The organism is Halomonas sp. 11-S5, from assembly GCF_029889825.1.
Lineage (GTDB): Bacteria > Pseudomonadota > Gammaproteobacteria > Pseudomonadales > Halomonadaceae > Halomonas.
Window position 1 is genome coordinate 1 of record NZ_JARANW010000035.1, and the last position, 12,496, is coordinate 12,496.

General features: G+C 57.7%; 9 protein-coding genes. 4 read left to right on the forward strand and 5 right to left on the reverse strand.

Features of this window, described 5'->3' with window-relative positions:
- Nucleotides 1-425 precede the first annotated feature (425 nt).
- From OP497_RS16445 to OP497_RS16460, 4 genes are all read right to left on the reverse strand, one after another.
- Nucleotides 426-761 carry a hypothetical protein gene (locus OP497_RS16445; RefSeq protein WP_280550386.1) on the reverse strand — a complete coding sequence of 112 codons (336 nt, stop codon included), beginning with the start codon at nucleotides 759-761 and terminating at the stop codon, nucleotides 426-428.
- 99 nt (nucleotides 762-860) lie between these two features.
- Entirely contained in the window at nucleotides 861-1,370 is a 510-nt protein-coding gene (locus OP497_RS16450; RefSeq protein WP_280550389.1) for a hypothetical protein, read from the reverse strand.
- 220 nt (nucleotides 1,371-1,590) lie between these two features.
- Nucleotides 1,591-3,078 carry an AAA family ATPase gene (locus OP497_RS16455; RefSeq protein ID WP_280550390.1) on the reverse strand — a complete coding sequence of 496 codons (1,488 nt, stop codon included), beginning with the start codon at nucleotides 3,076-3,078 and terminating at the stop codon, nucleotides 1,591-1,593.
- A gap of 272 nt (nucleotides 3,079-3,350) precedes the next feature.
- A complete protein-coding gene (locus tag OP497_RS16460) occupies nucleotides 3,351-3,563 on the reverse strand; it encodes a type II toxin-antitoxin system HicB family antitoxin (protein ID WP_280550391.1) in 213 nt (70 codons plus the stop codon).
- Between the two features lie 523 nt (nucleotides 3,564-4,086).
- Between OP497_RS16460 and OP497_RS16465 the strand changes: the two genes are divergently transcribed.
- The 4 genes from OP497_RS16465 to hpaI all read left to right on the forward strand — a co-directional run bounded on the left by OP497_RS16465 (nucleotide 4,087) and on the right by hpaI (nucleotide 11,170).
- Nucleotides 4,087-6,534 (forward strand): DEAD/DEAH box helicase family protein, encoded by a 2,448-nt coding sequence (locus OP497_RS16465; protein ID WP_280550392.1) that lies wholly within the window; start codon nucleotides 4,087-4,089, stop codon nucleotides 6,532-6,534.
- Between the two features lie 46 nt (nucleotides 6,535-6,580).
- A complete protein-coding gene (locus OP497_RS16470) occupies nucleotides 6,581-8,923 on the forward strand; it encodes an N-6 DNA methylase (protein ID WP_280550393.1) in 2,343 nt (780 codons plus the stop codon).
- A 256-nt stretch (nucleotides 8,924-9,179) separates the two neighbouring features.
- Nucleotides 9,180-10,349 (forward strand): cation diffusion facilitator family transporter, encoded by a 1,170-nt coding sequence (locus OP497_RS16475; RefSeq protein ID WP_280550394.1) that lies wholly within the window; start codon nucleotides 9,180-9,182, stop codon nucleotides 10,347-10,349.
- A 50-nt stretch (nucleotides 10,350-10,399) separates the two neighbouring features.
- Nucleotides 10,400-11,170, forward strand: coding sequence for a 4-hydroxy-2-oxoheptanedioate aldolase (hpaI, locus tag OP497_RS16480; RefSeq protein WP_280550395.1), 771 nt, complete (start codon nucleotides 10,400-10,402; stop codon nucleotides 11,168-11,170).
- A 34-nt stretch (nucleotides 11,171-11,204) separates the two neighbouring features.
- Here hpaI and OP497_RS16485 read toward each other — a convergent pair whose 3' ends face one another.
- The gene (locus tag OP497_RS16485) at nucleotides 11,205-12,383 is read right to left on the reverse strand and encodes a fumarylacetoacetate hydrolase family protein (RefSeq protein WP_280550397.1); all 1,179 of its coding nucleotides are present in this window, start codon (nucleotides 12,381-12,383) and stop codon (nucleotides 11,205-11,207) included.
- Nucleotides 12,384-12,496 lie beyond the last annotated feature (113 nt).

Below are 12,496 nucleotides of genomic sequence, written 5' to 3' on the forward strand. Positions count from 1 at the left end.
AGGGCGAGAGCTACCGGCTCAAGGAGAAGCGCAAGGCCGGTCTACTCAACCAGCGCCCGCAGATGGAGCCACAACCCACCGCTGACCAGGAGGAGGAAGCCGAGGCCGAGAGCTGATCGGACTGGCCATCCATCGGTAATAACCGGACACCTTAGATCGGTATAAGGCGGACAGTTCTAATCGGGGTTGACAAGGGATTGAGGTGGAAGACGCATTGGCCATGGCTGAGCAGACAGAGGTCTAGCGAGAACCAGCGACGGCTTAGCCTCTAGGCCGTCGCTATCCAACCAGAAATGGTCGTTCAGCAAGGTCTGATGTAACGCGGACATTGAGGCGCCGGGCGTCCCGAACTAACGGGCTGGCCGGTCGCCCTCCAGCGCATGGTTATGCTATTCCCCCATCTGCTTATCACGGGGACGACGGCCCTAGTTACAATTCCCGTAAAAGTACTCCGCTGCGTCGTCTTCGCTCATCCAATAATCTTCTAGCCAGACCTGCATTTCGCCTCTGCCCTCTATGTGAATATCTTTGAATCCATAAGAATGCAGGTCACCAAAGACCTTATCCCCCGTCCAGATGGATATCACGCCGCCGTACCACTCAAGCAGCGTATAGCCGCCAGAAGTCTCAACGACGAAGTAATCGCAGCCAGGAGTATCTTCAGCGACGACCACACCAACCTCAGCAATAGCAGTCCCTGAGAGGACCACACCTGACAGAAGAACACTCAGGGTCACACTTCTCGGCGCAAATAATTTCATTTGTTCTCCATCACCGTAGCGGCCTAACGCCGCCAACACGCGCAGCTTTTTAGTGGAAGCGAAGCCGCAACGGAAAAGCTGTCGCTGTGGTTGGATTTTTTATGCATGCCAATCCTCATATAAAACATGAACCTGAATCCCCATTGAGCCAGCTTGCTCTGCCAAAGACTGCACATGGTTTGCTCCACAAACAAGGAGGATTGGCCACATACCTTTTTTTCCTATTTCGTTAAGCCAAAAAAGCTCTCGTAACTTGTAGGACTCATCGATTTGGGAAGCAATTTCATCTTCACCTAGATCATCGAAGAACCCTGCAATACGAACATCATTGGCTTGCCGAATACCTGCTACGTTTCTTTGGGCCCTATCTGGGTCGCAATACAGATGACTTATGCTAATGGACTGTGCAACTTTCCAAGCTATTGAGTCCGGCAATCCCCTCTCTTTCTGTGCTTCTATGTTGTTTTCCTCTGAGAGAACGCAGATAGAGAGTTTTGAACATATTTTAATGAGTTCGTCTTCGAACGCAGCAACTTGATTCTTAGCCAGTTTAGGGTCTGGCCTTTGATACTCGTGCCTGGTTCCAAAAATATACAGTATTTTATGCATGAATTTTCCTAACCCCAATGAACGTGATCGCCGCCTTTTCCTGCATGTCAGCTTAGGGTCAAAAACTGGCATACAACCATACATCAGCGTAGCCTAACATTCACCTATCAGCCAAGTGTGGATATTGAGGTAATTCTGAAATATAACATCTAAACTACCTCCGCGCTGCAGCTCTTCCGGCACCAAAGATACTTAGTTGATTTTCTTGTTATGCCTCGCCTTAGTTTGGCTCAATAAGTGGCAGAATCTTGTTCTGCAACCACTCATAAATATCAGCAACATATTCTTCCCAATCAGGTGTTGTAGACACTAAGTCAACAATCTTACTTAAACCTACTTGGCGATCGAAGCCTAGCTTTTCGATAATATCGTCAATGTACCTGTGACTTTCATCTGCAACACAAATATCATTAGCTGCTGCAATTATTTCTTGATGCTCAGCGTTTTTCACATTTCCAATTTTGCAGATAACCCCATGAAGGAATGGCTCAGGCTTGATGTTTTCTGGCAACCGGTACTGCTTTATTGCCTGAAGAGCTGCTTCTCTATATCGTTCTGCCAAGTCATCTGTGCCAGTGATCACCTTCTTTAACCTGTCTCTCTTTTTTTCCTCTGTTGAGTAAACATCACCGTCCAAAACAAACAAAGAATCAGATATGACTTGATTGCTAAACAACAAGCCTGAAACTGCGGTAAAGCTGTTTATCGCAGCTCCATAACGCTGTATAGAAACAAGACGCTTACCACCTAGCTGAGCAGCAACTTTGCTCACTATTGCAGAAGAAAAATCATCTTCTACAAAAATCTCTAAAGGCTTTGGCTGCTCCCCAGTCAATCTATTTATAGCGTCAGGGTAAGTCTCGTTAAAGCATAATGTTTTAGAAGATGTGCTTACCAAGTGGCGTATATTTACAATATCTGACAATGCAATAACTGACTCTCTGTGCGTCGTGAATACGATTTGGAGACTTTTTTCTATCGAACGAGCATGAATTACTTTAATTAACGTTGTCATGGCTTTGTCATGAAGAAGCAAATCTAGCTCGTCAATCAAAATTAGAGCGTTTTTAGGGGCATTGTAGACCTTGGTCAAAATATGGAAAACTTTTTGTTCTCCAGCGCTCATGCTTAAAGCCGTGTACCTCAGCCCTTCAACATCAACTCCGATAAAATCCTTTCGTGATGCAGTATGGATATTATACTTTAAATATTTTCTATTTAATATTTGAGAAGCTTTGCTGAGTATAATATTAAATATTTTCTCATCAACTTCATTTGTCGAATAGTTGATTTTGGCTTGTTTTTTTTCTAGCTCAATCATTGGAACGCACTTATCAATCCCAAAGTAGAATATCTCACGCTTAGGTTGTCGTGCGTACTTAGGTGTCCAGCGAGCCATTTTTTCGTAGACTGTTTTTATATTTTCGTGGAGATTTTCACCGTCTCTGTAAGTGTGAGTAATCTCTAGATATGAGTCATTCCACAGCGCATCTGTACTAGGCAGAAAGAAGTTACTAAACTTATGGTTTTCTCCATTGGAAACCGGCTGATAAGCACATGCAAGTGCGTGTAGAACTGTCGACTTGCCATTGCCATTGGGCCCGAGAATTGCGGTTATTGGCGAACCACTAAAATCGACATCTAACTCAACAAGGTTTTTTAGCTTTCGCACATTTAGAGATACTAATTTTTGCTGAGCTATTGCCATCCTAATTACTCTTTTCAGTATAAATTGGCGTGTATTATGTCATTAAGCATGGGTTAACATCTAGCGTACATAACGCGGAAGCTATATCGTGAGACTTCACTACGTTGTCCTCATTGCTTTTTTTGCATGTCAGCTTGGGTCGAAAGCTGCCTAAATTTTTTATCAGCATAGAATAATATTACTCATCCGACAGACAGCGGTCATTCAGCAAGGATTGATGTAAACCGGCCATCTCCTCCGCTCGGAGTTCTAACTTCGGCTGTATAGCCTTGTTATGCATAAAGAAGCCTGCCTCTCGGCTCCGGGATCGGCCGACCTAACTCACGCGCCGTCTCGATCCACTCTTCAATAACCTGCTGGGCGTTTGCTACAGCCTGCTCGTAGGTTTCTCCATCAGCCATGCAGCCTGGAAGCTCCGGAACTTCAACGACGAAGAACTCGTCTTCATCGCTCCAATAGATAATCAACTCGTACTTAATCGACATCAGTCTCTCCCAATCTGTACTTGACAAGGATGTTGCGAACCTGCTTGACCTGATAGGGCTTGGCTCTGCTCCCCTTAGGCTGTAGGTTCAGTATCTCTTCCACTCCATCCTGACTGAATATGTGATGGCTACCTCTCACTCGCTCCTCGAAGCCGAGGCGAGCCAGAAGCTGGCAGAGTTGGGAAAACTCAATATTCGTGTCTGAGCCTCCCGAAAGAATCCTCTGCCTTATCTTCGAATATCTTCCCATGGTCTGATCATCTCTGTACCCATTGGCGCGTAACACCGTTCATAGTATATGCCACATAACATAGACCGGGATGCTCGCTGCCTTTTCCAGCATGGCCGCTTTGGTCGAAATCTGACATCACAACGCATTTACGTCCAACTGAGTAATTCATCCGGCACTTGTCCAACCTCCACGACGAATGACCCCAGCCTAGCACAGGATGCTTAGGCTGATCGGGTAGCGTAAGCTTGGGTAACCAACGCCCGACCCGCCATCGACGAGCAGGATGCTGCCATGGATATGAAGGCCCTCAGCGAACGGGACATCTGCACCAAGTTCATCACCCCGGCGCTGGAGCGTGCCGGCTGGGATATCCAGGTGCAGGTGCGTGAGGAGGTGTCGTTCACCGCCGGGCGCATCATCGTGCGCGGGCGGCTGCACACCCGGGGCAAGCGGCGCCGCGCCGACTACCTGCTGAGCTACCAGAAGCACCAGCCCATTGCGGTGATCGAGGCCAAGGACAACAAGCACTCCCTGGGCGACGGCATGCAGCAGGGGCTGGCCTACAGCGACGCCCTGGACGTGCCCTTCGTGTTTGCCAGCAACGGCGACGGCTTCCTGTTCCACGATCGCACCGGCCTGGGTGGCCAGACCGAGACTGTGCTTGGCCTGGACGATTTCCCCTCGCCGGATGAACTCTGGGAGCGCTATTGCCAGTACAAGGGCATCGGCCCCGCCCAGCGCCCGGTGGTCGAGCAACCCTACTACGATGACGGCAGCGGCCGAAGCCCGCGCTACTACCAGCGCATCGCCATCAACCGCGCCGTGGAAGCGGTGGCCCGCGGCCAGGACCGCATCCTGCTGGTGATGGCCACCGGCACTGGCAAGACCTTCACCGCCTTCCAGATCATCTGGCGGCTGTGGAAGGCCAAGCAGAAGAAGCGAATCCTGTTTCTGGCCGACCGCAATATCCTGGTCGACCAGACGAAGAACAACGACTTCAAGCCGTTCGGCCAGGCCATGACCAAGGTCACCAACCGCACGGTGGACAAGTCCTACGAGATCTACCTCTCGCTCTACCAGGCGGTCACCGGCAGCGAGGAGGCGCAGAACATCTACAAGCAGTTCTCGCCGGACTTCTTCGACCTGATCGTCATCGACGAATGCCACCGCGGCAGCGCGGCGGTGGACTCCGCCTGGCGCTCGATCCTCGAATACTTCTCCTCGGCCACCCATATCGGCCTGACCGCCACGCCCAAGGAGACGAAAGAGGTCTCCAACATCGATTACTTCGGCGCGCCGGTCTACACCTACTCGCTCAGGCAGGGCATCGAAGACGGCTTCCTCGCCCCCTACAAGGTGGTGCGGGTGGATATCGACCGCGACCTCCAGGGCTGGCGGCCCAGCAAGGGCCAGCGCGACACGCTCGGCCAGGAGATCGAGGACCGCATCTACAACCAGAAGGATTTCGACCGCCAGCTGGTGCTGGGCAAGCGCACCGAACTGGTGGCCCGCCGGATCACCGACTTCCTGGAGGGCAGCGACCCCTACCAGAAGACCATCGTCTTCTGCGAGGACATCGACCACGCCGAGCGCATGCGCCAGGCGCTGGTGAACATGAACCCCAGGCGGGTGGCCGAGAACCGCAAGTACGTGATGCGCATCACTGGCGACGAGGCCGAGGGCAAGGCGGAGCTCGACAACTTCATCAACCCCGAGGAGACCTATCCGGTCATCGCCACCACCAGCAAGCTGATGACCACCGGCGTCGACGCCCAGACCTGCAAGCTGATCGTGCTCGACCAGCGCATCCAGTCGATGACCGAGTTCAAGCAGATCATCGGCCGCGGCACCCGCATCAACGACGACTACCACAAGCACTGGTTCACCATCCTCGATTTCAAGAAGGCCACCGAGCTGTTCGCCGACCCCGACTTCGACGGCGAGCCGGTGAAGGTCTACCAGCCGACGGGCGACGACCCCATCGCGCCGGATGATGAACTGACGGAGGATGGCGTGGAAGCCGGCGATAGCGCCGAGGCGCTCGCCGACGCCCAGGCAGAAGGCGTCGAGGAGGGCTGGGGCGGCTACGAGCTGGAGGAGGGCGCCACCTGGGAGACCGACGATACCGGCTCGCTCGGCCCGCCGCCGGAACCCGAGCCGCGGCGCAAGTATGTGGTCGACGACGTGGCGGTCAGCGTGGTGACCGAGCGGGTGCAGTACCTGGGCCCGGACGGCAAGCTGATCACCGAGAGCCTGCGCGATTACACCCGCAAGAAGGTCAAGGAGCAGTTCGCCTCGCTGGACGACTTCCTGCGCCGCTGGCAGGATGCCGAGCGCAAGCAGGTGATCCTCGAGGAGCTGGAGGAGAACGGCATCTTCTGGGAGGACCTGATCAAGGAGCTGGGCGACAGGCTCGGCGACGAGCCCGACCCCTTCGACGTGATCTGCCACATCGCCTTCGACCGCCCGCCGCTGACCCGCCGCGAGCGTGCCGAGCGGGTCAGGAAACGCGATATCTTCAATCGCTACGAGGGCCAGGCCCGCCAGGTGCTGGAATCCCTGGTCGACAAGTACGCCGATGCCGGCATCACGCCCATCGAGGATATCAACGTGCTCAACGTCGCGCCCTTTAACGAGATTGGCACGGTCACCGAGCTGGTCACCGCCTTCGGCGGCAAGCCTGGCTATACTCGCGCGCTGCACGAGCTGGAAGACGCCCTCTACCAATCCGGCAGCTGATCGCGGTTATGCTATTTGCACCAGAGACCAGGGAACACCCGAGAACATGGCCATCAGCAGCACCATCAAATCCATCCAGGACATCATGCGCAAGGACGTGGGCGTGGACGGCGACGCCCAGCGCATCGGCCAGCTGGTCTGGATGCTGTTCCTGAAGATCTTCGATGACCGCGAGCAGGAGTGGGAGATCCTCGATGACGCCTATCGCTCGCCGATTCCCGAGCCGCTGCGCTGGCGCCACTGGGCCGCCGATCCCGAGGGCATCACCGGCGACGAGCTCAAGGACTTCGTCGACACCATGCTGTTCCCCGGCCTTCAGCAGCTGCAGCCCCGCGGCGACGACAGCCGCGGCGTGGTGATCCGCAACGTCTTCGAGGACGCCTACAACTACATGAAGTCCGGCCAGCTGATGCGCCAGGTCATCAACAAGCTGCAGGAGGGCGTGAACGTCAACAAGGCCAGCGAGCGCCACGAGCTGGGCGACATGTACGAGCAGATCCTCAAGGACCTGCAGAGCGCCGGCAACGCCGGGGAGTTCTACACGCCGCGGGCGGTCACCCGCTTCATGGTCGACCGGGTCGACCCCAGGCTCGACGAGATCGTGATGGACCCGGCCTGCGGCACCGGCGGCTTTCTCACCTGCACCATCGAGCACAAGCGCAAGCACTACGTGACCACGCCCCAGGACGAGCAGGTCCTCCAGCGCAGCATCCACGGCGTGGAGAAGAAGCCGCTGCCCCACCTGCTGGCCACCACCAACCTGATCCTCCACGGCATCGAGGTGCCCAGCCAGATCCGGCACGACAACACCCTGGCGCGCCCGCTGATCAGCTGGGGCCCCAGGGAGCGGGTGGATGTCATCGTCGCCAATCCGCCCTTCGGCGGCATGGAGGAGGACGGCATCGAAACCAACTTCCCCCAGGCCTTCCGCACCCGCGAGACCGCCGATCTGTTCCTGACGCTGTTCATTCACCTGCTCAAGGATAACGGCCGTGCCGCGGTGGTGCTGCCGGACGGCTTCCTGTTCGGCGAGGGCATGAAGACCCGCCTCAAGGAGAAGCTGCTGACCGAGTGCAACCTGCACACCATCGTTCGCCTGCCCAACGGGGTGTTCAATCCCTACACCGGTATCAAGACCAACCTGCTGTTCTTCACCAAGGGTCGGCCCACCGAGGCCGTGTGGTATTACGAGCACCCCTACCCCGAGGGCGTGAAGAACTATAGCAAGACCCGGCCGATGAAGGTCGAGGAGTTCCAGGCCGAGATAGACTGGTGGGGCAGCGAATCAGACGGCTTCGCCGGCCGCCAGGAGACCGAGCAGGCCTGGCGTGTGCCCATCGAGGAGATCGAGGCGCGCCACTACAACCTGGACATCAAGAACCCCCACCAGGGCGAGCAGATCAGCCACGACCCCGACGAACTGCTGGCGACCTACGCCCGCCAGCAGGCCGAGATCCAGGAACTCCGCGACCAGCTCAAGACCATCCTCGGCGACGCCCTCGGCCATGCTGAAGACACCACCGAAGACAGAAAAAAGCCACCGCTTGTTGTGGAGCATTTCGATACGCTTTTCACCACCGAAGCCAGCATCGACAAGCTCAAGCAGACCATCCTCCAGCTGGCGGTGATGGGGCGGCTGGTGCCACAGAACTCTGAAGACGAACCCGCCAGCGTGCTGCTGGAGCGAATCGCCGAGGAGAAGGCTCGGCTGGTTAAGGAAGGGAAGATCAGAAAACAGAAGCCACTGCCAGAAATAGCTGACAATGAATATCCCTTTGAGATACCCGCTGGATGGGTCATATCACGTATGGATGACATCACCGATATCCAGAGCGGTATTGCAAAGGGGAAAAAAAATAATGGAAAGAAGACTACTTGGCTTCCCTATCTAAGGGTGGCTAATGTCCAAAGAGGAAGGCTTGATCTTAGCGAAGTCAAGGAAATTGAAATAGCCTGCGATGAGGCGGAAAAATACTCGGTCAAAAAGAGAGACCTTTTGATTACTGAGGGTGGCGACTGGGACAAGGTGGGAAGAACGGCTATATGGAATGCAGAAATCGATCCGATGGCCCATCAAAACCATGTGTTTCGCGCTAGACTCATTTTGGGCGAGCAAAATGAACAGTGGATTGAGAAATATCTTAATTCTGGCTTTGCCAGGGAGTATTTCGCTGACTCAAGCAAGCAGACAACCAACCTTGCCTCCATTAACAAAACTCAGCTACGAAGCTGCACGGTGCCAGTTCCTCCGCTTGAAGAGCAACGACGGATAATCGAACAAGTCGACGAACTGATGGCCCTATGCGACCGACTCAAGGCCCGCCTGGGCGAGGCCGGCGAGACCCGCAATCAGCTGGCCGGGGCGGTGGTGGAACAGGCGGTGACGTAAACGATGAGGACGACGGCAGGAAATCCCGGTGAGCGATATAACAAGCCCTGGCTCAGCTACCGCGACCAGTTGGAAACCTTCAAGGCGCGGGGGCTTTCCATCACCTGCTGACCACCATCCCGAAAAAATGTGGCGACCAAGCGCATGGGGAGACATCGGGCACATCGATGCCTTGTGCCAATTTGGACCTTTTCGGTACCATTTGCTGGCCGCCTCGTCCGGCGGCTTGTCCAGGGGAGCGTCCCAAGGAACGATCATGCAGACCAACCCCGAAAAGCATCAGGCGACACAGCGCGTTACCTTCCTGTCCGTGGTGGTCAACACCCTGCTCGGTGTGGCCAAGATCATTGTCGGCGGGATGGTCGGCTCCGCCGCGCTGATCGCCGACGGCATACACTCCTTCTCCGACCTGGTGACCGACTGCTTCGTGCTCGCCGCTTCCCACTATGGTCACCAGGGGCCCGACCACGACCACCACTACGGCCACGGCCGCATCGAGACCCTGGCCACCCTGTTCCTGGGCAGCGTGCTGATCTTCGTGGCCGGCGGTATCGCCTGGTCGAGCGTGGCGCGCCTGTTCTCTGCCGCCGAGATTCCGCCGCCCGGCGTCTGGGCGATCCTGTTGACGGCCCTGGCGCTAGTCTCCAAGGAGTGGCTCTTCCACGTGACACGCCGGGTGGCGCGCCGCATCGGCTCGAAGATGCTCGAGGCCAACGCCTGGCACCACCGCAGCGACGTGCTCTCCACTGGCGTGGTGATGGTCGCCCTGGTGGGCAGCCAGTTCGGCGCCTCCTGGATCGACACCGTGGCGGCAGTGATCGTCGGCATGATGGTCGGCAAGGTGGGCTGGGACCTGCTGTGGGAGTCGGGCCGGGAGCTGGTGGATACCGCCCTGCCGGTGGCCACCCAGGAGGAGATGCGCCAGGTGGCGAAAAGCGTGGCCGGCGTCGAGGGCATCCACGACCTGCGCACCCGCCAGTCGGCCGGACACACCATGCTCGACCTGCACGTGGTGGTGTCGCCGCGGATCAGCGTCTCCGAGGGCCACGAGATCGGTAACGAGGTGAGCCGCTGCCTGCGCAATGCCTTCCCCGCCCTCACCGACCTTACCTTCCACATCGACCCCGAGGACGATGCCGGAGAGGGCGATCCCAGCCGCTTCCCGGGACTGCCACTGCGCCCCGAGGTGGAGGCGGCCCTGGCGGAGCGCTGGGCGGCGCTGGATGTCTGGCCGGAGATCCGCGAGATGGAGCTGCACTACCTGGAGGGCGCGGTCACGGTGGTGATCTGCCTGGACGAGCAGTCGCCCCGCGACAGCGACGCGGTGATCCACCGCCTCGAGGCCCGTGCCCGGGACATCGACTGGCTCTCCCACGTCGAAGTCCGCCGCCTGGCGGGCGCCCCCTACCTGCCGGCGACCGGCTGACGTTGCTGGCCCCTTCCGGGGCACCCGTCCTCAACAAGGAATCTTGACCCATGCAAATGCCCACGAACGACTTCAAGCAACGGCTGCTGGCCGGTGAGGTCATGACCGGGATCTGGCTGGGGCTGGCGAGTCCTTATGTCGCCGAGCTGGCGGCTACCGCCGGCTTCGACTGGCTGCTACTGGATGGCGAGCATGCCCCTAATGACGTGCAGAGTCTCCTGGGCCAATTACAGGCTGTCGCTCCCTACGATAGTCAGCCGGTGGTTCGGCCGCCTTATGGTGATCCGGTGCTGATCAAACAGTATCTGGATATCGGTGTGCAGAACCTTCTCATCCCTATGGTGGAGAGTGCCCAACAAGCTGCCGCCCTGGTTGCTGCAACGCGTTATCCGCCCGAGGGGATTCGGGGTATGGGCAGCATGCTGGCGCGCGCGTCGCGGTGGGGGCAGATAGAGGACTATTTGGAGCAAGCGGATGACGAAGTATGCCTGATCCTGCAGGTGGAGAGCCCTGGCGCCCTCGAAGAGATCGAAGCGATCGCCGCTGTGGAGGGGGTCGATGGCATCTTCATCGGTCCTGCCGACCTGTCGGCCGCGATGGGCTACCGGTGCCAGCCGGGGCATCCGGAGGTGGTGCGCGCCATCGAGTCGGCCATTGCCCGGATTCGCGCGGCCGGCAAGGCGGCAGGCATCATCACCCTGGATGAGCAAGCGGCACGCGGCTACGTGGACGCGGGCTGCACTTTCGTCGGCGTGGGTGTGGATGCACTGCTATTGACCGACGCTATGCGCAAGCTGGCCGCACGGTTTCGCCCCTCCTGACAAAGAAAGGGGCAGGCGTTGTCCGCCGAGACGCTCAGCGGCCGGCGAGGTATCGCATCAGTTCGCGTATGCCGTAGGTCCAGGGCGGGAGCTGATCACTTCTGCCGACGTTGTTGACCAGCGCTCCAAGGGCGGGTGTCGAGATTGTGACGATGTCACCGAGGTGGTGGGTGAAGCCCTGGCTCTCGCCGTCTCGGTCCTGGATCGGGGAAAACATGGTGCCAAGGTAGAGCATGACACCGTCGGGATACTGGTGGTGGGTGCCCAGGGTCTGCTTCACCAGGTCCAGGGGGTCACGGCTGATTTCGGCCATGTCGCTCTCGCCCTCCAGCCGGAAGCCATCGTCTTGCCCCTCGATGCGTAACGAGACCTGCGCCCGGCGTACTTCATCGATACCGAAGCGGTTGTCGAATAGTCGGATGAAGGGACCAATGGCGCTCGATGCATTGTTGTCCTTGGCCTTGCCGAGCAGAAGGGCGCTGCGCCCCTCGATGTCGCGCAGGTTGACGTCATTGCCGAGTGTCGCGCCTTTGACATTGCCGTGGCTATCAACCGCCAGGACGATTTCCGGTTCGGGGTTGTTCCACTGCGATGCCGGGTGAAGGCCCACGCTGGCCCCGAAGCCCACCGAAGAGAGCGGCTGTGCCTTGGTGAATACCTCGGCGTCCGGGCCAATTCCCACTTCCATGTACTGTGACCAGCCGCCACGGGCCTGAAGCTCTCGCTTGAGCGCCATCGCCTCTTCAGAACCCGGCACGATGCGTGACAAGTTGCTGCCGATGAGCGCCTGAAGTTCGGCACGCAGCTCGCTGGCCCGTGTCGCGTCGCCGCCGGCCTGTTCCTCGATGACCCGCTCCAGCAGACTCACCGCGAAAGTGACGCCACAGGCCTTCACCGCCTGGACATCGCAGGGTGCCAGCAGGAAGGGCGGACGCTGGGGCGTGGATAATGAGTTTTCCAACAGGCTTTCTACGGACCCCAGCGAGGCCCCATCGGTATGCCGCAGGGTGCTCTCCACATCGGCATGATCCAGCAGATCGGCCATCGTGGGGCCAAGATGGGTGACATCAATGGCCTCACCGTCACGGATCACGAAGAGTACCGGCCCGGGGCGTGGGGACTCGCACCAGGCGCGGCCTACCAGTAGGGCGCGCTCAAGGTCGTTTGGCAGATAGTCTGATGCCGGACGATGGTGGGCGTCGGAAAGGGTCATGGAGCCTCCTGGGAAAGGTCGCTGGCATCTCGCCAGCGCTCGACTATCATGTTATTGGTGTAGTGATGTATGACAGGTATGCCAATGGCTTCACTCTAGTCCATGGCGTGGCC